Raw genomic sequence first — 22,295 nt, forward strand, 5'->3', positions numbered from 1 at the left:
ATCATTTAACTGATAACAGCCACTTCTGCCAATATACGTTGTGCGATGGTCTGCGTCGCCTGCCCACCAGTCACATGCGCTGGGACAAAGCGCTGACCGAGACGATGATCTGTGACCGCGGCAAACACCGCTTGGATATCCTCAGGTGTCACTTCCACATGCCCCGATACGTACGCATAAGCCTGCGCAGCACGCTGTAGCGACAATACTCCACGCGGTGATAAGCCATGATACTCGGAGCTTGCTCGTGTCTTTGCGACCAATCGCTGCAGATAATCCAAGACCACATCCGCAACATAAACGTGTTTAACACCTTGCTGTGCTAATAAGACCGCCTCGGTATCAAGCAGCGCATCTAAATTTTTTAGTAGCTCGCGGCGATCCTGACCTTTTAATAGCTCACGCTCTGCGGTAGGCGACGGATAACCAAGCGACAAGCATAGTAAGAATCTATCTAGCTGTGATTCAGGAAGCGGATAGACACCTGCTTGCTGCAAAGGATTTTGGGTTGCAATGACAAAAAACGGCTGCGGCAAAGGATAGGTTTGCCCATCTTGAGTGACTTGCCGTTCTTCCATCGCTTCTAGTAACGCGCTTTGCGTCTTAGGGCTAGAGCGATTAATCTCATCAGCGAGTAGCAGCTGAGTAAAAATAGGACCTGCTCGAAACTCAAATTGCTGTTTCTTTTGATCATAAATGCTCATGCCTAAGATATCTGCTGGCAGCATATCATTGGTGAACTGTACACGGCTAAAGCTCAAGCCTAATAATTGCGCCAAGCCTTGCGCCAACGTCGTCTTGCCCATACCCGGCAGATCTTGCAGTAACAGATGTCCACCTGCCAAAATACCACTCAGCGCAAGCTTAACCACTTGCGGCTTATCTAACACAATATGATTTAGCTGCGCCATAAGTTGGGCAATTTTTTGCTGATTGTGACGATAATCGGCAGCGCTAAAGGGCGACTTATGAATCACCTCTGCTGCTGACTGATGTGGTGTTGTAATGGCTCTATCGATAGCTGCGTGGGTCATAGTCAATTATTGGCTCATTTCTTATGGGATTAGTGTTTCTAGGGCGTGTTCTTATTTTGAAAGTGGTGACAAAAATGAGATAAATGGCAGCCAAACAAGGAAAATAGCGCTGATAATATTAAGATATTAACCAATTGTTTGGCGTGGTTTAGCAAAATTCAACCATCTTTAGCCCATTTAGTCGCTTTCGTTTAGCTTGAGGACACACCATAAACTGGCTATTGCTTTGAGTCATCTTCAGTTATCGGCACGGCGGCACGAAGCGTTGACAGATAAGCGATGACATCTGCGCGTTCTTGCGCATCGGGCATCGGGTTTGATAGCATTTTTGAGTCTAGCATGCCTTTTTCTGCATCCGCAATATAAGGGTCGAGCGTTTGCGCATCCCATACCCAACCTGATGTTTTTAGCCCGTCACTATAGGTGTAATCTTCTAGCTCAGCGGCGGGTGCACCGTATATATTCATCAGCTGCGGACCTTTTTTGTTGAGCCCCGCATTCAGCTGATGACATTGACCACAAGCGTCTTGATAAATGATCGCGCCGTTATCAGCATCACCTTCCGTATAGATCGGCAATGTTACAGCAGCACGATGATCCGGTGGCGTACTTTCTCCGCAAGCGCTGAGCAATAAAACAGCAGCAAATATACTGCTTATTTGATATTTATTAATGATGGACATTTTCGGCAATCTTTGGTTAAGGAATGTCAGCTATAGGTGAACAATAAAAATGATAAGGTAGGGTCAAACACATACAAAGTGGAACCCTCTTCACGTCTAAATAGCTGCTTTTAAAAACATAACGTTATTTATTGGGGCATATCGAGCCAATAAACAACGCTTATAGGACAGTTTGAGTAAAACTTTTGTAATATATGACGATAAAGAATTTATGAACTATTAAGCCGTGTAGAGTATTCTATAAATAGGCACTGTTGATAGTTGCGTATCAAACGCACCCTAAATGACGTTAGGTCGCAACCTTTATCGTACTGCTGGGTTCTTCTAGATAATAGCCTTGTAAATAGCGCGCGCCCACGCTCCAAGCAACGGACATGGTCGCCGCATCTTCAATATAAGGCATCAATACGTCCACATTGACTTCATTAGTACGCATAATAAGTGATTTGACAGTTTCTAAATTGTCTGCTGAGTCAATGCCATCCACATAGCTGCGTGCTAAACGCACCATATCTGGCTGCACAAAACTGACAATCTCTATGGATTTGGCAGAAGAACCGAAGTTATTGATGCCCATCTGACAGCTGACTTGATTAAGGGCGGCAAACTGTGTTTTTGCCACTGTAAGATGGTCTGAGACGTCTTTTTCGTTGAATTGCAAGGTGAGCACACCAGCTGCACCGCCCACCGCTTTTATAAGCTGACTGGCAACACTAGGCAGTTTTTTGTCTATCAATGAGGCACTAGTCAATTGCACTAGCAATCTGGCTTCAGGATGTGTTTTACGTACCTCATTGACCTTTTTACAGGCATTGATGAGCACCCAACGATCTATTTTTTCGAGCAATTTATGCGTCTTGGCGACTGCCATAAATTGATCAGGCGTCAATATCGTATTGTCCGCATCCGCCAATGGCAACCGCAGATATACTTCAAAAAAGTCGCTTCGGTCATTGTTAATATCATATATTGGCTGGAAAGATAACTCAAAACGGCTATTGGCAATGGCATCAACTAAAGATTCGGCAAGCGCATGATCATCACTATTGGCATGCTCGCTTGGATCGTACAAATGATAAGTGCCGCCATGATTAGAGGTCTCTATCATAATCTGATTGATGGCATCCATCGCTCGTTCAAGCACGATACTTGGCTCTGCTGTATTGGTTTCGATTTTGACAATACCAATACTGACAGTCGTACTGGTCGTACGCTTATCTACTTCAATGAGCATATCACTGATATGTGAACCAATATGCTTAGCCAGTGTTTCAAGCTCTGTGGTGCTCTTGTCCTCGACCAGTATGGTAAAGGCAGTATCACTAAAACGACTCACATGCCCGTCTGATATCAGCTCATCTAACGCATAGGCGACTTGCTTGACGGTCGCATCTACCCCTTGCAAACCTAGACTGCTTCTTATTTTACCGACATTATCGAGCTGAATATACAAAAGCCCAGCCGTCAGTACACCTTGACGTGCTTGCTGGTACACGATTGCCATTTGTTCTTCAAAGCCGCGGCGGTTGTTGATTCCTGTCAGGCTGTCTTTGCATTCAGCAGCTGCCAAACGCTTAGCGACTTCCGCACTATTATTATGGTTTTGTTGGATAATAACCTGCGTCACCGGTTCGCCATCTAAGGTCGCGGCTGCCAATTGTAGCTTTGCTTCAAAAGTACTGCCATCCATCCGCTTACTTTCAAAATTGAACTCGACTTCTTGGCGGCTACCTTTATCAAATTGACGTAAGAACTGTTTGAAACCCTTAACGTTATCACCGCCTGCAATCAGGTCAACAACAGGCACGCCTATGGCATCATTCATTGACTCAAAACCAAAAAGCTGAAGATAAGGATCATTGGCAAAAATATGGATACCCTGATCAATATAGGCGACCGCACTTTTAGAGTTTTTAATCAATACATTGGCGCGTTGCTCTGCTTCAGAGAGAACATGGCGCAACGTTCTAAGCTCACGGCGACTGCGTAAATTATCATGCTGTAGACAGATAGACATCACTACTGCCATCTCTTGGTCTACTTTGAGCGATTTGACCATCGTGCCGCTAATAATATCAGGTAGCCCCTCATCGTTATTGGCGGACGCTGCCATCTCTTCATTGAATAGGCAGATCATAGGCAAATCAATACTTTGCTCTTGAACGACGCCCACCACATCGGTGAAACTCATATCATAAGCATTGCCAAACACCAAGACATCCCACGGTTGTCGAAGTGACTTTAACAGCTCCTCTTTATCGTCCAAAAACCCTAAATTGATGGTGTCATAATAGCAACCTAGTAAGTGCACAAGGCGCTCAGCATAGAGCTGATCGTCATCAATGACTAAGAGATTTAAGACGGACTGAGTACGCATAAGAAGCCTTTTGGATCTTGTGATCTTATTTTTATGTTTGGTTTGATACCCTACACCTTTTCCAAGCATTAACCCAGCAAGGAGAATACTATCAGGGATAGGCTTAGCGGTTTTTAGTAGATTGGCATCGTCTTTCGAATCAAGGCGACATCTTGGTGAAGCAAAAACATCGTATAAACGAACATAACTGTATCAATCATTATAGACAATAACTTGACTGATTGCAGACTAACTTATCATCATTATTCAGTACATTTATTCACTGCTATTATCGAATAAAAAATTCAATGAAGTAGCCTTTAAGCCAGTATTTATTGACATTACTATTTGACAACTTTTCAATAGACGCTCAAACAAACTAAAGCTGCACCACCTCATACTGGCTGAACTCATCCGTAATCAGCAACCTCTGTCCCAAACGTAAAGGGGTTTGTTTGCTATTAATACGCATAATGACTCTATCATCGGTCTGAAAGTAAGAAGTCGGTACAATCAGAGTACCAGTGGTTTGTAGCCGCTCATCTCTACCAAGAATAAATGCTGGCACAAAATGGCGACTACGCGTTTCTTTACCTTCTAAACGCAAGCCACAAGCCACTAGCTGATGTCCAAGTACTTGCCACTCGATCTCCGGGTTTTTACTATCAAAATCAAGCCAGCGCGCCACGCCCATCGACCAATCAGGCGGCGTGATTGTATCAGATCGACAGACTAAAAAAAGGCTCATCATATGTAATGCTGGTGGTGCAGTCGTCGCAGATGCATTCTCATCAGCCACTATGTTAAGACTGTCTTTATGAACACTGTCTTTATGAAAGACATCTTTATGAAAGCGGTCTTTATTTAAAGTATCTACTGTTGATGATAATCGTAGGGTACGAAATAATGACAAATCATCATTACGATCAAAGGTTTCACTGGCTAATACGTGGCTGCTGTCTTGTTTTTTATTCACGGTATCATAACGAGGACGCTGCTCATCTGGTAACTCTTTTATAGCGATTAAACTGGTAAAGCTATGCGAATGGCTCACCCGGTAATGAATATTATTAAAACCTGTAATCAAAACAGCGTCTTCTTTCGCACTATGTTTAGTCGCTAGAGTGAGCGGCGGCTGTAAATAGCGGTAATTGAGCGTCATCGCTATTTTATTAAGCAAGTGACTCTCAACGCCGTCACCCCCTTCCTTAACTAAAGCCTGTTTGCGTCGTTTAAGATACTCAACCAGCGGGGCAATTTCTATAAATAAACAGTGATAGCGATCATCGTATGGGTTGATTGTAGAACTGGCCGTCAGGTAAGTTGGCGGATTGTCACTTTGTAAATCAACGAACACGCGGGTCTCGGTGGTTGGCTCAATCGTCGCAACGATATGCTTAGCCCATTCAGGTAACAAACGTTGGACGAGCAGAATATTGGGACGACGCATGGCACGTACATTTAATAGACTGTATAAACAAATTTGGCAATACAGCTGATGAACCGTCTTGGCACGCTGGGTGCCTGCCGTAACACTCATATTAATCTCAGCCGCATGGTACTGATAAGCAAGGTAATACAGTTGATTGATTTTGTGCCATAAGTAAGATGAGGGTTTTTGATAGCACAGTGCTTCTTCGCCCAATAGCTTCTGATACATCTGCAGCGTCTGATAAATAGCAATGGCGAGTGTCGTTGATGAAGACTTATCACCATTAAAATAGCGCTGCCAGCCATTGCTTGCAGCGTATTTTCGTTGATTATTTAGTAATGAAATTTTATGGCGTATTACTCTGTCATAAACCATAATCATTGAATAGTATAGTGACTTTATCTGAGCCACATAACCCATTTGAATGTCGCTAAGCGCCCCTGTCTCATAAATATAATACTGTCGCAAAGTGGCAATTAACTGATCTGAGGCATCTATCACCGTCGCCATGAGTGTAAGGCGTTGTGACTCATCTATATTAGCCACACGTAATACTTTGAGTATTTTTGCTAGTTGTTCAACTTGCTGTGCTTGCGTTTTCGCGGGTAACGTTGCTAACAATTGTAGCAAATAATCTTCTTGTCCATTGGCCGATCGTTTAGAGGCTAGTGGCAATGACTCTGTGGAGGATAAGTGCTCTTGAAAAGTCGATAAAGTTATCATCAGTATTCCTAGTAAGCTTGAGTAACTTGGCCGAGGGCAAATATTCAATTATGCCATCTATAGCTATACAAGATGAAAGAAGCAGCAATCATCAAAATCGGCAGCACCCATTCTTGGTAACGATGCAGCTATATAACCGCATACTTGTTTTCTAAAAACGACTCTTTGTTCACTAATTTTTTAATATAACATAGTGCCTATATTAATGATCATTGTAAATATCAATCGGTACTTTGAAAGGTTTATTTGGTAGCTCTCTTACCAGCTTGGGCACCAAGTAACCAGGGAGCGCCGCCAACATTGACCAATAAAGCTCAACCGATAACCGCTCATCGTTATCAAAATGTGCAGCACCAGCAACTTTGTCCAATACGTGCAGATAGTAAGGTAGGACGCCACAAGAGAACAAACGCTGACTTAATTGTATTTGAACAGCAATGCTATCATTAATCCCTTTTAATAAAACTGCTTGATTCAATAAAGTGACGCCAGCCGCTCGAGCACGTTGCAGATGCTCTGCTGTTAAGGCATCGATTTCATTGGCATGATTACAATGGATCACCATCACAATATGACAGCGGCTTTGAGACAGTCGCGTCAATAACGCATTGTCCAAACGTGCTGGTATGACCAGCGGTAAGCGCGTATGCAATCGAATAGTAGTCAATTGTGGAATAGACTCCAAAGTATCTAGCCAAGCAAATAAGCGCCTATTTGTCACATTCAGTGGATCACCACCACTCAAAATCACCTCATTAATTTCAGGGTGTGAGGTAATGTAATCAACGATATTTTCTTTTGCATCGGCCGTCGGCATGTTGGCACTATAATCAAAATGCTGACGGAAACAGTAGCGGCAATGAATGGCACAAGCTCCCGTAACAGTTAATAGTACTCTGGATTGGTACTTATGCAGCATACCCTTCACTGGATTTTGTGTATTTTCGCTCAAGGGATCTGCCACATAGCCTGTTACTTTGATCTGTTCGCGTTGATCAGGCAGTACCTGCTTTAGCAAAGGATCATTACCATCACCGATACTCATTTTTGCCACAAAACCACGCGGCACGCGCAGCTCAAAATGCTTAGGCACATAAACCTCTGCACGCAATGATTCGAGCTTTAAGATGCTTAACAGCTCATCAATAGAGGTAATGGCCTCGGATAATTGCGTTTGCCAGTTTTTTTGTGTGATTAAATGGTTTATCATGACAACCTAATACCTGTGCCCAAAAGTCGATATTATACGCTCTTAGTGCGTAGCCTATCAAAGCATACGACCTATCCTTTAAACACTTAGCGTAATAAGCGATTTTAACGCAGCAAGCTATTCATTCCCTTATCTACCACCATATTTACAACCCCTAGGAGTCTCTTGTGGCAAGTTTTTCTACTAATGAATTTAAAGCTGGTCTAAAAGTCATGCTCGATGGCAACCCTTGTGCCATTCTTGAAAACGAGTTTGTCAAACCAGGTAAAGGCCAGGCCTTTAACCGTGTCAAATTGCGCAATCTTCGTAGTGGTAAAGTATTGGAACAAACCTTTAAATCAGGCGATAGCTTAGAAGCTGCTGATGTAATGGACACTGAAATGAACTATCTATATAACGATGGTGAGTTTTGGCATTTCATGCACCCTGAAAGTTTTGATCAGATTCAAGCAGACAAAACAGCGATGGGTGATTCAATAAAGTGGCTGAAAGAAAACAGCAATGCCCTATGTACCATCACTTTATTTAACGGTACTCCTCTTTCAGTAACCCCGCCTAACTTTGTTGAGTTGCAAATCACCGAAACAGATCCTGGTGTGCGTGGTGATACTTCAGGTGGTGGCGGCAAACCTGCCAAGCTAGAGACAGGTGCTGTGGTCCGTGTGCCATTGTTTGTACAACAAGAAGAAGTCGTACGTGTTGATACTCGCACAGGTGACTATCAAACTCGCGTTAGCCAATAGTATATAAAAGTCGTAGCGCTCGACATAATAGGACTTATATAATAGAACTTACATAATAGAACTTAACAGTTAGCCTCTAGCTGTTATTCCACAAAAAAGCTGAACCACTGATAAAGCGGTTCAGCTTTTTTTATTTATGAATATTGCCTTTGATATTGTCTCTGTAGTTAATTTGATTAAAAAGTACTCCAAAGCAACCGAGTAAAAATTCATATGGAGTATGTCAAGCAAGGTTAACGCTGTGGTTTTTTATAGTGGATGAACTATCACTATTGATGACAGCGATGATGGATAACCTTCTATAGATATCTACCAAACCGCTACTCTTCTGCTGATGAGTGTTTCTGTATCAGCCAATATTGTACCAATGCATTCAACTGCTCTTGTTTAAAAGGCTTGGTACAGTAATCTTGCATTCCAACTTTTAAATACTTTTCACGCTCACCATCCATTGCATTGGCGGTCAACGCAATAATAGGTGGTAATGATTGAGGATCATAGAGTTCATGCAATTTAATAGTGGCCTGTACGCCATCTAAAATAGGCATATGATGGTCCATTAAAATGACATCATAACGCTCAGGTGAGAGCGCAAAAATCTCAATAGCCTGCTGCCCATCAGTGACATGCGTGACCGTATGACCACTATTATTCAGGGCTTTTTTAGCGATGATGGCATTGACGGTATCGTCTTCAACTAACAATATATGACCAGCACGCTCATGGGTCGGCTCAATCATCGTAAAGTCATTTGACTCTTGCCACATCTCATACTGGTTTTCATCGATAGTCGGTAGCGGTAATAAAACACTGAACGTAGTGCCCACACCCACTTCGCTATCCACATCGATATAACCGCCCATCAAATCAACCAAAGACTTACAAACCGAGAGCCCTAGACCTGTGCCACCATAAAGACGGTGGGTGAATTTATTTGCTTGGTCATAAGCATCAAATATCGCATCCAATGACTCAGCTTTGATGCCGACACCCGTATCTGTGACTTCAATGCATAGGGTCATGACTTCATGATAGATGGTATTACTGATAGCTTCTTGAGCCGTTATTTTGCTGAGATCACTTGCCGAAATACCTTGAGCGCGATATTGGTCAGCGCTGTCGTCGTCAAAACCATCACAATGACAATTGGGTACATGTTTGACATCAATAGTGACTCGCCCACCCTCACGAGTGAATTTAATCGCATTATTAACAAGGTTTGCTAAAATTTGTTTGAGGCGTACCGGATCGCCTTGCACATAGGGCGATAACGACTCGGTATAATGGTAGTCTAAAATGAGCCCTCGCTGACGTGCTTTGACAGCAAAGAGGCTGACCACCTCATTACATAATGCAGATAAGTTAACAGGAATAGAATCAATGGTCATTTTCCCAGATTCTACTTTCGATAAATCTAAAATCCCGTTAATGATCGCCATCAAATGCTCATTGGAAACTTTGATATTGTCCACGTATTCTTGTTGCTCACTGCTAAGTTTGGTCTCACCGAGCATCTCCACCATACCAATAATGCCATTCATCGGTGTGCGGATTTCATGACTCATATTGGCCAAAAAGTCTGATTTCATCTCATTGGCATGTTTGGCATCACGCTGCTTATCCTGTAGCTGCAAGGCATCAGCCGCCATCATCGCAAATTGAGCCAACACCTTTGCTTTTTGCTCATCAAAGTCATGATTGGGCTTCATATCCATCACACACAGCGAGCCCAAACGATAGCTTTTATTGTCCTCATGCAAGATAATTGGCGCACCAGCATAAAACTGTAGGTACGGCGATTCTGTCACTAGGGGATTGTGGCTAAAACGACTGTCTTTAGTTAAGTCTGGTACTACAAAGACGTCGTTAGAGAGCACGGTATAATTGCAAATAGCCACTTCACGAGTCGTGCGGCAAACACCGCCCAGTCCTTGGACAGATTTTAGATACTGTGTTTCCTCGTCCATGAAAGTAATGGTCACAACTGGTACATCAAAAAATAGCTTTGCCAGATCAATTAGACGCTTAAATGCAGGCTCATCATTGTCGTTGAGCACCTGATACTTCCTAAGCTTATTGATGCGTTCTACTTCATCTGCCGCCACTGGGTAGCTGTGTTTAGGTGCGTTAAATATAGACAAGATAGACTCCATTAAATAAGATCAGACGCTCGGCTTGATGCCCGCCTGTTTTATTAATAACTGTAATGCTTCACTCACCATAATCATCGCAACCACCGATGTGACCACTACTGCTGAGCCGTAACCACCACACTGCAAACCGCCTGTCTGACAACTCTTATCTACACGTGGTGGCTCTGTAGAGTAGACACATTTGATCCCGAACTTTTCTTTTAGTGTACTATTAATGCCTTTTTCGTGGCGCAGCTTATTGCGTAATTTGGCAAGTAAAGGATCTTGGTAACTGTCACGCAAGTCACTCACCCTAATCTGACTAGGGTCTATCTTGCCACCTGCGCCGCCTGCACAAACCAGTTTTAATTTATTAAAACGACAATGTAGCGCGATGGCAAGCTTGGCATTCATATCATCTACGCAGTCCAAAATAACCATAGGTCTGCCTTGAGCAACAGCGGCTTTTGCTTCATCGCGACTTGGCAATAAAGTGGCGACGTTTTCTACAGTTAAAAAATCATCGATCAAGTTTAGCGTTACTTTGGGATTAATTTCACGAATACGGGTGGCCATCGCTGCAATTTTACTCTCACCAAAGGTGCTGTCTAGTGCAGGCAACTGCCGATTGACATTGGACGCAACCAAAACGTCCAAATCGATCAACGTAATAGTGCCCACTGCCGTTCTTGCCAAAGCCTCAGCTGCCCAAGAACCAACGCCTCCGACGCCAATAACGTATACATGCGCATCGGCAAAAGTAGTGACAGCTGTCGTACCATAAAGAGTGCGCGTACCTTGAAACCGGCGCTCATATTGCACATTTTCTTCGCTAAGCTCTTCTGTCTTTGTAACGTCTTCGGTGCCAATGGACTCTGTCATTGTTTGCTCAAATGGTTGTATTTCACTCATAACAGATTAAATGCTCTTTTAAATTATTTTGGTGGCGCTTATATTACGTCAATTTCTTTATTCACGGCTATATCATTCACTATCATATCAATGGCTAGCCATACAATAAACCGTCAGTGATTAAAATATGTGGCACTACTACGACGGATAATCCCATTTTGTTTGCAAAGCACTGCAACTGTTGTGCCACAATTGCTTAGCAAGACTGGCGGGTGGTACATTAAGCAACTCACTCAAGCTTAGCAATACCCATGGCAGATTGGCAGGTACATTTCTATTATGTACGGCTGTACTCCTCCGTGCACTGTCTGAGTTTTGAGTTGGCACTGATGAATCATGGTCAGATATTTGACACATGATAGGCGTCATATCAGGGCAATCCGTTTCTATCACCAAACATTCAACACCATAGCTATCAACCGCTGCTTGAATGGCACGGCGCAGTTTCTTAGCATTGGGATTAGTGATTTGACCGGTAACCCCAAGCTTAAATCCCAACTTAACAAATGCTTTGGCTTCTTGCGTCCCACCACTAAAACTATGCGCGATACCGCCAAGTTTGTGTGCATCGTAGTCATGCGCTTTTAGTATGGCCAACGCTTCTGCATGTGCTTTACGAATATGCAGCATCACTGGCAGCTGGTGAGTCACCGCCATGTCCAATTGTGCCTTAAAAAATCGTACTTGTTTGGCAAATATGTCAGGCGCTTTCATCGCCTCAGTAAAGGTGTCCAAACCAATCTCGCCGATTGCTAATGGGCGTTTATCAGCAATCCTTTTTGCCATGGCGGTTAAATGATCGTCAGTATGTTGTTTAATATAAAAAGGATGCAAACCGACCGCAATATGGCTACTAAAATTTGACACTTTTTGTCTATCGACATTGGCTGTCGTAGGTAATGACAGCGTATTTAACAGGCGCTCAGTCTCATACATCCGCTCAAAATGCTGATATAGATAAGCCACTAATACCAGATGGCGTACTCCCTGATTGTGAGCCTGCTGCGTCAGTATTTCTCTATCATCATCAAATATTGGGGCATCAAAATGAGTATGCGTGTCAATGAGAGGATAAATAGTAGGTAAAGGCTGTTTGATCATCTTAGGTGAAGCGATAGGGGTCATTGATAGACTCCAAAATTAATAGTTTTCAGCGAGGCGTTCCGTGATTTGTCATTCAATAGACATTATTTGTCATTTTGTAGCAATCATCACGTCAATGAACACTTTAGGACGGCAACTTTATTTAAAATGATTTCGACAGTTAAAAAATGCCAATCAACAAAAGAGATTTTGATAAGTAAAGAGACCTTCAACACGCCCTATTAGTATTATCATAATTGGCTTTTGCATTTTGCTCATCTGAGTGCTCATCTGATACATTGTGCTCATCTAACGCTCTGGTATCAGCTTGTCGACTGCTACGCCGAGGAATCACTAATAAGGCGGTGGCAGCGACTGCTAATAAAAACCACTTTTTAGCATTTGTATGACTTGTCATTGCTTTCACCCCTACCTTTATATCATTATCTGCAATATTTATCAGCAAGTGTTCATACTTACTACTCAATTACTCATTAGTATACTGCGATATAAAAACTGCTATGTTTATCTGTGTTATGAATACGCAAGCTAATGTACGGCGTAGTTTATTTATTACACCGTGTCTCTACATGCTATAAGAATAGGAGGCGAGCGCTTTATTAACCTATCATTAATAAAGCGCTTTTTTGAATTCTTAACGATTCAAAGGATAAGTTCTCATACCATTATTAGGACTGTCTACTTTGGTAAAACCTTGAGACTGAGACTTTGGTGTCTGATCACGCTTAGGCACAAGGGGATTAAGCGGCATCAATTCATAATCTGCGCTAACATCGCCATTCCAACCTTCCGTACCGCTCAATGGCAGCTGTTTGATGGTACCGTTTTTATCAATGACCAATTGCAGGACGCGCATTTGGTTGAATTTGCGCTCGGTGACACTGGCGACTGCCCTGCCATCACGTAGGATGGTTGGCTGTAAAAATATGATTAAATTACTTTTTTGCGTCGTGTCATTGTCAGAGCGGAACAGTCGACCAATGACTGGTACATTACCCAAGCCAGGGACTTTTTGTTGGCGCGTGGTGCTATTTTCACGCATCAAGCCACCGAGAGCAATGGTCTGCTGATCATCAGCCAGAATCGTCGTATTGATGAGACTTTTATTGGTGATCAAACCACTGGCGTTACCCGTACTGCCCGGTACCACCGATGAGACTTCTTGCGAAACCTCCAAGCGTACGGTGCCATTGTCGCCAATATGAGGAATGACATTTAGATTGATACCAATATCCTGACGATCAATGGTTTGAAAGGGGTTGCTAGAATCGTTGCCACTGGTGGTAAAGGAGCCTGTCACAAAAGGCACGTTTTGACCCACTAAAATACTGGCTTTTTCGTTGTCCAATGTCAAAATTGATGGCATGGACAGCAGATTGGCACTGGTAGAAGAATCAAGTGCTTGCAAGATAGCCCCATAAAACTGGGTGTTTCCCTGACTGTCTTTGCTGCTATCACCAATACCAATCAAAGCACCAGCTATCGAGCCTGCTGCTGCACTGATACTGGCGGCACCGCCACCCAACGCCGCGGCAGCAAGTGCTGTAGCACTCGCGCCTACGTTATTGAAGTTTACGACTCCGTAGCCGCTATTGGCATTGCCAAGCGCCCATTGCACACCAAGCTGGGTCGCATCATCACCTGACACTTCTACAATAGCCGCTTGAATCAATACTTGCGCGCGGCGACTGTCCAACTGATTGACCGCATCTTCAATCTCAAACATCAGCTCAGGTGCTGCATTAACGATAACGGCATTTTGGGTTTCATCAGCGATAATACTAAAAGGTCGCCCACCAACACCTGTACCAGCACTACTCGAATTGGCACCAGAGGTCGCTGAGGTCGTCGCATTGTTCGTTGTGTTAGTGCTAGACTCATTAGTCAAAGTAGCGCCCGTGCTACTGGAATCGTTCAATGATGCCGACTCTAACGAGGACGTTGCTCCAGCGCTATTAATAGATTGATTGGCGAGCAATCCGCGTAGCATATCTGCAATATGACCTGCACTGGCGTACTTTAATCGAAAGACGCGCAGACCACTCAAACGCCTTGTAGGCGTGGTGTCCAATTGATTGACCATCTCTTTGACTTTAGCAATCATCTCCGGACTGCCTTTCACCAACAATCTATCGCTAGAGGTATCAGCGATGACTTTAAGCTGGTTGTTACCACCTTGTGCTTGCCCGCTACCAGCGCTTGCAACCAAGGCGCTAATCAATTCCATCATACGTTCAGCATCGACGTGACGTAGTGGTATCACTTGCAAACTGTCATTGACGTTGCTATCTAAATCGCGGATAAGCGAAGTCAGCTGGTTAAGACTATCTGCACGATCGGACAATACCAAAGCATTGACGCCAGGCACGGCAGCGGCATGAGCTGATTGGGGCATAAGCGGACGGATGACACCCAGCACTTCTGCGGCTTGGGTATTGGTTAAATAAATAACACGAGTAGCTAACGCCTCACCAACACTGTCACCGCGTAAATCAACAGCCACGCCAGATTGTTTGGCGACATTATCTGGCACCAATTTAATGGTCGTTCCCGAGTCAATCGCTGCAATACCGTTGACTTGCATCACACTCAAGAACAGCTGATAGATTTCGTCACGCGACAAAGCTTTATTGGAAATCACCGTCACATTGCCATTAATACGTGGATCAAGGACAAAGTTTTGGTCAGTGATGGTTGCCACCTCATTAATAAAGGCTTTGATATCGGCATCTTGTAAGTTGACTTTCCAGCTCTCAGCACTCGCAAGACCCGTACTGGCAGCCCATAATGGTAAGGCTAGGCAAAGAGGACGACACAGGCGCATCAGGCGCTGCAAAACATGGTACAGAGGCGTGACTGAAAAATTATGAAAACTTACCATATTGATGATTACCTACAGTGATGTCGCTTAGTATGTACTGGATTTATTGTGTGCTAAGGTGCTCAATGATTGCTTTGCTCACTTAACATTCTGCCCACAATGGCATTATTTAAGTGGCACTATCTAAATACTTGTTTACTTAAAACTTATTTGCTTAAAATAAGAGTTCTCACCCATTTATTGTGCTTAAAACTGCTGACGAATGGTAATGACTTGATCGCCGCGTTGTACCTCTATTTGCGCCTCACCTGATTGCTGTACCTGTTGCAGCACACTAGCATCTTGTGCAGGATTACTACCCACGCTTTGACCATTAACCGTTAGCACTTTATCACCTGGCTCAAGCCCTAGTCGATTACGCAGCTTTACTGGCATTGCAGGCGTCACTTGATAGCTTTCCCCTGCTGCCATAACCCCCATCCTACTCAAATAACTGGCAGGGTTTTCTTGCAATTCTGTCACCGCTTCATCGATAGCAGATTGCGGGCTACTGTCACTGCCTGTCGCAGCGGACGCCTCCTCAGTATTTTGTGTAGGCTGAGGGGCGTTAGGCAACATGCTGTTCTCTGGCAAGCGCTGATTACTGACGGCACCTGCGATCATGTCACTTTGGTCTAACGGCATCGCGGCTGGCATGCTAATGACGGTTTGCTTGTCGCTAGCATCAGCGATGACAACCGAGTTCCAGTCGACAGCGACAAGGGTATAGCCACTGTCTTTTAGCGCGTCACCGATTCGATAGTTTTTCACTTCACCATTGACATCCAGTAGTGCCGAGGACATGTTCTCTGGCATTGCTAACAGAACGCCTTTTAGATTGACATTGGGCGGTGGCTGCACTGCTGCTGCAATAGGATCAGGGTCTGCAAAAATAGCAAATAACCCACTATAGTCCTTGCCAGATGCCGATGTATTTTGCAAAGGTGCTGGTGGCAACATCGGTGCCAATGGTGCTGCGAGCAACAACCATAGTAATCGAGCCGCTGTCCAACATAACCAAGCAACAGCCAATAATAATACCCAACCTGAGAATCGATTAAGGGTGTTAAGCACAGGTTTTAAAGTTGTAGAAACATTCATCATCTAGCGTGTCCCCAGCCTATTTAATAGCGGCTGACGCACACTGACAACTGGGGTATCTTGAGGTGCTTGCCCTTTATACTCAGGCATACTTTCTAATAAACGCTGCGTCAAACTGACATCCAACATATTATCGCCGTCGATATATAAGTCGCCCAAGCGCTTATCTTGATTGTTTAATAAATTGATATGGAGCAGGTTTTTATTGTTTTTTTGCTCGGCACTTAACTCAGCACGCATTGCAGGCATGGTCAGATAAAAAACCTTGCCACCGCTAGGATAACCTATCTCACCGCCGACCCATGTCAACTGACCATCCGCTTGACTAAAACCAGATGAATTTTTTGTTGAAGCGTTTTCTGCGGCGGCACTTGAGCCAGACTGACGGCTGAGCGAGACATTATTGACCTGAATCGGTGTATTGGGTAATTGCCAATCAACCAAACTTGCTAACGTCTCAGGTGCTATCTTGCCGCTCATATTGTCCACTTGCCATGAGTTGCTGCCTATTTTCACTTGTCCATTGAGGCGGGTTTGTGCTGAATTGATATCGACCTCTGCACTTATCTTACCCAATAACAAATGCAATGGCTGCCACGACCATTCTGCCGTACCTGTGAGCGGTGTCGCTGCTAAAGGCATCTGCCAGATAACGGAGCCTTGCCATAAATTACCCGACACATGCTGTACATAAGGCGTTTCGGGAGCATACTTTTCAAGCAGCCACGCCGCTGGCATTTGCAATACAGCAAATAATGCAAATAATACAAACCCAACCAGCCACCACAGCTTACGAGGGCGCTTATGAGACGACGCAGATACTTGGGGCACGGTTGCATAACTCTTATATAAGACAAAAACGTCATTATCATAACAAACAATGGCATACAGATGACAGAAAAAAAGCCAGTATCTTTTTACCAACATAATGGCAATAAAGATACTGGCTTTTATCAGCTTCTAAGACGAAAGGACTATCACGATCAAACGCTATGATCGCACACAAATCATGAGAAACAAGCCCGATGATCAGAGTAGATGTAACATGGCGCTTTTTTAAAACAGGACTTATTTAAACAAGCTCTTATTTAGACGAGCGCTTATTTTAAATAGCCTTTAATAAAAATTGTACCTTGCTAAATCTAAACCGACATCATCTTGTTAGCCACCACACTATCTAGATAGCAAAATCTTCGATACTACGACCTGCTGCTAGCGCTTCAACCAACCACGTTGGCTTGCGACCACGGCCAGTCCACGTTTCTTCGTTGTTGTCAGTATTGCGATACTTGATGCTGCGTTTTTTCTCTAGCGTTTCACCAGCTTTTAGAATCTCTTCGATAGAGGCATTGCTATCTTCTGCAATTTTCTCAAACTGCATATAAGCGTCATACAAACGCTGATGTTGTTTTTTGGCAATAAGCTGCTGGGCATTTTCAGTGATGGCACGTAGCTCATCAACGTTCAGGTTTTCTAAATCAATGGCGGTATTTTTGCTCATAATAAATCCAACTGTAAGATAAAAAATATAACCTTAATAGATATTATTCACTATTAAGAACTAAGAATGACTTATTCATCATTAAATACAACGATGAATGTCACAAATCGATATTTTTCAACCAAATAAAATATTGTTAGCCACAATACCTAAGGGCGTAGATAATATAAACAAAAAACCTTGCTATCACAACAGTAGATTATTATTTGTTCTATAACAAAGGTCAGTGAATAGTAAAATCGGGTAAATAAAAAACCACTATTTATATTAATAGTTATTCATAAACAGTTATTAATTTTAAGATAAAACCAGTCTCTATAAACAATGTCCTAAAAACGGTTAAACGAATAACTCAGCAAACATAAATCCATAAAAAATAGCAACCGATTGTTTCCATATATACCTACCGATTAGTCAAAATCGCCATTGATTAATCATGATGATCGCTAAGCTCATTCATCAAATTATAGGCTGCTTCGGCGCTCAATAAATAGGGATTAAAATCAATCGTTGTCGAATATTTTAAATAAATCGCCGCATTTTTTTCAGTCGGGGAAGCATAATTCATGGACCATTTAGACCATGCTCGATGCTTTAACTCACGTGTTTCAATAACCTGTAAGTCATGATGACGCGGATCAGCAATTAAACTATATAACAGACGATTGATCTGTGCTCTTGGCCCTTCAACGGTTTGCAAAAAATAATCTTTATTAAACGTCAGCATACCAGTGATGCCATTGGCGGCATTATTTACTTGTGCTTGCTGCAAGATTTCGTTGAAATCGTTGGCCGATACATCTGGGTTGGCACGGCTAGCGTATGTCATGCTCATCAAAATGTGTGCATCTTCCATTGCTGATGTCATATCTTATCTCTTGTAAAATGTCATGGGTGTGATGGTTCTTAGCTTTTATAAACGTCAGTCAATTAGCCAATAGAAAACCATGGTTTCTTCTTTTTGGCGGCGCTCACTGCTTCTTGCTCTTGAAGGTCTGATAACGTCTCAATCAACATCATGATTTGATTGGTGTTCATCAAATAAGGATTAAACTGAGTACCTGTCGAAAATTTAAGCGCAAGTCCTTTGTTTTCATCGCTCGGAATCAAATACTTCATTGACCATTTACTCCAATGGCGCAGCTCTACTTCACGGCATTCGATGATTTGTAAGCCATGATGCCGATTATCTTTAACCAGTTTTCTGAGCAATTCATTGATGATGGGTCTCGCCCCTTCAATACTTTGCAAAAAATAATTGTGATTGAACACCAAAGCACCCGTAATACCATTGCGCTCATTGTTTTGCTGAGCTTGTGTCAGGATGCGCGTTACTTCACCTTTAGGATTGTCGGTGTTATAACGGCTAATATAAGTTAAACGTAAAATAATATGCTCGCCGTGATGCAGTTTTAGACGATTTAATTCTGAAAGCTCAGCTGATTCCACAAAACACTCCAATTAGTTTGCTAAATTTTTCACCTATCACCACCCAGCTACTGTCTTTTATAACCGAGTATTTGTGGTATAAGTCATTTTTTTTATAACATAAGTCGCGTATATATTAACGTTGAATTTTTTTGATAAAATCATTCATGCCGCGCGATAAATTACTGTTACTAGTGCTCTGTATTTCTTTGACCAAGCTCAATAATTGCGAGCTATCCCCGCATTGTTCTAAACTCAACAAGTAACCCCAAGCTTCTACTGGTGGGGCGTTTTTTTCAATATAGTTGGCCAACTCTGACTTTATCGTCTCGTAGCTCGCACCAGACAACCTAGCCTTGAAAATACTACTGATTGATTTCTTGCCTAATGCTGCCATTTTATTGAGACCTTTATCATTAAAGGTGCGATCAAACTCTGTCTCAATATTTCTTTCAGACGACGATGATTGAGACTGATAAGCCGTCGATGCTTGCGGCGCAGTGGATATTTGAGAGGCAGCATTATCAGCGCCCACTATCTCTATGCACTCAAGCCCTAACAGCAACTCAAATAGTGGTGCAACACCGCCAAAATCGGCAAACATTTTGCTACGATCAAGCGTATCAAGATAGCTTTGATACGTGCGTTTGCCATCAATCATAATGAGCAATGTTCTCGCTTCACGCGGCAATATGCCGAGACTCTGAGATTTAATCTCTTCTCTGCCCAAATCAGTTTTTTGAAACACATCACCATCTTTCATTCTTTGTACTCAGCACTAGCAGTAAGGTGGGCACTCTTATAGTCAATTGATTATAAAAGCGTGACAGCTTTCACATTGAACCAACCCTGTCGTAAGCAGTCGACCAGATGAATTTTTATTATTTCAGCCATTGAACAGTCAAATTTTGACTTTTTGTTGGTTAATAAAAATCACTTTAAATGAAAGCCCCACATTTAATATTGTTTGAATTATTGATTCGAGTGGATTATATCAACCCATTTAATGAACCGTTAGCACTAATTAAATCCAATAGAACAGACGGTCTATATAGGATATGAAAGGTAGTTTTCATAAATTTCAATATAAAATTCGATAAAATAATAAGAATAAAAAAATCGATAAACTCAATAAGGTAGGCTACTGTTTATCCGCTTTATCTTCTTACTAAATCGTTTACAAACCAATAATTAATTTTCTTTTTTTCGACTAACTATCAGGGCGCAACTATAAAAACCAACAAACGTTTTACTTTTTTAGCGAGATAATATCGCAATTGAAAAAGTCTATCTTTCTAAACGCGCTCACTCTCATACGACCTTTATGCGCACTATAGAAAATTTATTTTTTTAAGTCATTTATCACTAGCCATAAAAAAACCCTGCAATTGCAGGGTCTTCTATAGATTATTCTTAACAGATAACTCTAAGGTATAAGTTAAAACGGAATATCATCATCGACAGGGCCGTCTGGCATTGCTGTTGGCTTTGACTGTGCAGGCTTTTGCGCAGGTTGATTGAACTGATTCTGCTGAGCAGGTGCGCTTTGATTGTTAAAGCTGTTTTGACCACCTTGAGCAGCTGACTGGTTGTAACCGCCTTGCTGTGCTGGCTGATTGTTTGCTTGCTGACCAAAGTTGTTTTGACTGTTTTGGCCACCTTGATTGCCATAGCCACCACCTTGACCCTGATTTTGACCGCCAAAGCTATTATCACTTTGACCACCAGTCGCCCCATCTAGCATTTGCATTTGCTCAGCACGAATCTCAGTAATATAACGATCTTGACCATTGGGATCTTGATATTTACGGGTACGCAAACTGCCTTCGATATAAACTTTACTGCCTTTACGCAAATACTGCGCGGCAATTTCACCCAAACGATTAAATAGAGAAATACGATGCCATTCCGTCGCTTCTCTTTTTTCGCCACTTTGCTTGTCGGTCCACTGCTCTGACGTTGCAACCGAGATATTGGTCACGCTACCGCCGTTATTAAATTGACGTGCCTCAGGGTCTGCTCCAAGGTTACCGATGATGATAACTTTATTAACTCCGCGCATGATACCGTCCTTTTACTTATGAATAATTTTATGAATCGCTTTAATGACTGTGCAGCTAAGCGCATTCATTAATGATTTTACTGTAATCAATTTTTATTGGAATATCTACAAGCTATCTATTAAAGACGACAATCTATGTCGTTTAGATATATATTATAATTTTTGGGTTTAAAAAACCATGATATTGCTATTTTGCCATTTTATTAAGCGAATTAATACTATTACCAGTTACTGACTTATCAACTCACTCTGTCCTTTATAAACTTATTTAGAATCATTGCTCTCGTTATTGCGATGCATACTCAAGGTGACGCTACCCAGCTCTACGCCAAATTTTTTCATCACTGAGCGATTGAGCATGACGTCTTTATCGACCAGATACATCCAGTCATCAAAATTCACTTTGTAGGTTTTATCCTCAACGGGTAGCTCTAACAAGTAACTCCAATGCAAGGTATTACCAAACACTGCCCCTGTTGCCTCGCCAATGACATCGCCTGCTGTGCCTTTCCAGCTACCATCAGCTTGTTTAGTCAATCGCCATATACGCTGTGATTTTGACCCATCTGCCCATGAGAATTTTTCATCTAAAACAATGACATTATCGCCTTCGTGAGTGGCATCAATATCGACGTAAAAGCGTTTTTTGACCTCGCCATTGCGACCTTGAAACATGCCCCAACCATCGATTTGACCTGAGAAGAACTCATGCATATCAAGCGTGGGCGTGCTGTTCTGATAGGCCTGAATGTTTTGTGTGGCGCAACCTGAGAGTAGTAACGTGGCTGATAGACCAGCACCTATTGCGAGCTTTGCCATTACTCGAGGCGCAATATTTTTACCAATAGCAACACCGTGCGACATCACTTTAAACTTACTCATATTAATTCCTTTTAAATAGAGATAAAGATTTAGCGTTCACTTATTAATAATGGCTGTCTATCTAGTCGTTGTCTACTCAGTTTTTGCCTATTCAACCTTATCTCTACTCGCCTAAGTACGTTGTCTATACCC

Annotated in this window: 19 protein-coding genes; 1 reads left to right on the plus strand and 18 read right to left on the minus strand. The window is 42.6% G+C overall.

Going from position 1 to position 22,295, the window contains the following annotated elements:
• Positions 1–5: 5 nt before the first annotated feature.
• The 5 genes from JMW85_RS11940 to epmB all read right to left on the minus strand — a co-directional run bounded on the left by JMW85_RS11940 (position 6) and on the right by epmB (position 7,438).
• Positions 6–1,034 carry an AAA family ATPase gene (locus JMW85_RS11940; RefSeq protein ID WP_201582159.1) on the minus strand — a complete coding sequence of 343 codons (1,029 nt, stop codon included), beginning with the start codon at positions 1,032–1,034 and terminating at the stop codon, positions 6–8.
• Positions 1,035–1,252: 218 nt separating this feature from the next.
• Complete coding sequence (locus JMW85_RS11945) at positions 1,253–1,717, minus strand: c-type cytochrome (protein ID WP_201581930.1); 465 nt, start codon at positions 1,715–1,717, stop codon at positions 1,253–1,255.
• A 289-nt stretch (positions 1,718–2,006) separates the two neighbouring features.
• On the minus strand, positions 2,007–4,094 hold the full coding sequence (locus JMW85_RS11950; RefSeq protein ID WP_201581931.1) for an EAL domain-containing protein: 2,088 nt from the start codon (positions 4,092–4,094) through the stop codon (positions 2,007–2,009).
• Between the two features lie 358 nt (positions 4,095–4,452).
• Positions 4,453–6,228 carry a hypothetical protein gene (locus JMW85_RS11955; protein ID WP_201581932.1) on the minus strand — a complete coding sequence of 592 codons (1,776 nt, stop codon included), beginning with the start codon at positions 6,226–6,228 and terminating at the stop codon, positions 4,453–4,455.
• 202 nt (positions 6,229–6,430) lie between these two features.
• Complete coding sequence (epmB, locus tag JMW85_RS11960) at positions 6,431–7,438, minus strand: EF-P beta-lysylation protein EpmB (protein WP_201581933.1); 1,008 nt, start codon at positions 7,436–7,438, stop codon at positions 6,431–6,433.
• A gap of 167 nt (positions 7,439–7,605) precedes the next feature.
• Here epmB and efp point away from each other — a divergent pair, with 167 nt between their 5' ends.
• The gene (gene efp, locus JMW85_RS11965) at positions 7,606–8,181 is read left to right on the plus strand and encodes an elongation factor P (RefSeq protein ID WP_201581934.1); all 576 of its coding nucleotides are present in this window, start codon (positions 7,606–7,608) and stop codon (positions 8,179–8,181) included.
• Positions 8,182–8,501: 320 nt separating this feature from the next.
• On the opposite strand, the gene JMW85_RS11970 is transcribed toward efp, so the two are convergent.
• From JMW85_RS11970 to JMW85_RS12030, 13 genes are all read right to left on the minus strand, one after another.
• Complete coding sequence (locus JMW85_RS11970; protein WP_227681856.1) at positions 8,502–10,322, minus strand: GAF domain-containing hybrid sensor histidine kinase/response regulator; 1,821 nt, start codon at positions 10,320–10,322, stop codon at positions 8,502–8,504.
• Between the two features lie 21 nt (positions 10,323–10,343).
• On the minus strand, positions 10,344–11,195 hold the full coding sequence (locus JMW85_RS11975) for a tRNA threonylcarbamoyladenosine dehydratase (protein WP_227681908.1): 852 nt from the start codon (positions 11,193–11,195) through the stop codon (positions 10,344–10,346).
• Between the two features lie 168 nt (positions 11,196–11,363).
• Entirely contained in the window at positions 11,364–12,350 is a 987-nt protein-coding gene (locus tag JMW85_RS11980; RefSeq protein ID WP_227681858.1) for a TatD family hydrolase, read from the minus strand.
• Positions 12,351–12,537: 187 nt separating this feature from the next.
• The gene (locus JMW85_RS11985) at positions 12,538–12,726 is read right to left on the minus strand and encodes a hypothetical protein (RefSeq protein WP_201581937.1); all 189 of its coding nucleotides are present in this window, start codon (positions 12,724–12,726) and stop codon (positions 12,538–12,540) included.
• 237 nt (positions 12,727–12,963) lie between these two features.
• Positions 12,964–15,210: a type II secretion system secretin GspD gene (gspD, locus tag JMW85_RS11990; protein WP_201581938.1), complete on the minus strand. Its 2,247-nt coding sequence runs from the start codon at positions 15,208–15,210 to the stop codon at positions 12,964–12,966.
• A gap of 186 nt (positions 15,211–15,396) precedes the next feature.
• A complete protein-coding gene (locus tag JMW85_RS11995) occupies positions 15,397–16,293 on the minus strand; it encodes a type II secretion system protein N (RefSeq protein WP_201581939.1) in 897 nt (298 codons plus the stop codon).
• Positions 16,294–17,121, minus strand: a complete 828-nt coding sequence (gene gspN, locus JMW85_RS12000) for a type II secretion system protein N (RefSeq protein ID WP_201581940.1) — start codon at positions 17,119–17,121, stop codon at positions 16,294–16,296.
• 346 nt (positions 17,122–17,467) lie between these two features.
• Positions 17,468–17,791: an H-NS histone family protein gene (locus JMW85_RS12005; RefSeq protein WP_045453321.1), complete on the minus strand. Its 324-nt coding sequence runs from the start codon at positions 17,789–17,791 to the stop codon at positions 17,468–17,470.
• A 430-nt stretch (positions 17,792–18,221) separates the two neighbouring features.
• Entirely contained in the window at positions 18,222–18,659 is a 438-nt protein-coding gene (locus tag JMW85_RS12010; protein ID WP_201581941.1) for a BLUF domain-containing protein, read from the minus strand.
• 62 nt (positions 18,660–18,721) lie between these two features.
• Complete coding sequence (locus JMW85_RS12015) at positions 18,722–19,240, minus strand: BLUF domain-containing protein (RefSeq protein ID WP_198329430.1); 519 nt, start codon at positions 19,238–19,240, stop codon at positions 18,722–18,724.
• Between the two features lie 115 nt (positions 19,241–19,355).
• The gene (locus tag JMW85_RS12020) at positions 19,356–19,967 is read right to left on the minus strand and encodes a hypothetical protein (RefSeq protein ID WP_201581942.1); all 612 of its coding nucleotides are present in this window, start codon (positions 19,965–19,967) and stop codon (positions 19,356–19,358) included.
• Positions 19,968–20,657: 690 nt separating this feature from the next.
• Positions 20,658–21,281, minus strand: coding sequence for a single-stranded DNA-binding protein (ssb, locus tag JMW85_RS12025; RefSeq protein WP_201581943.1), 624 nt, complete (start codon positions 21,279–21,281; stop codon positions 20,658–20,660).
• A gap of 264 nt (positions 21,282–21,545) precedes the next feature.
• On the minus strand, positions 21,546–22,163 hold the full coding sequence (locus JMW85_RS12030; RefSeq protein WP_201581944.1) for a DUF3833 domain-containing protein: 618 nt from the start codon (positions 22,161–22,163) through the stop codon (positions 21,546–21,548).
• Positions 22,164–22,295: the final 132 nt, after the last annotated feature.

Origin of the sequence: Psychrobacter glacincola (genome assembly GCF_904846075.1) — a bacterium.
Taxonomy (GTDB): Bacteria; Pseudomonadota; Gammaproteobacteria; order Pseudomonadales; family Moraxellaceae; genus Psychrobacter; species Psychrobacter glacincola_C.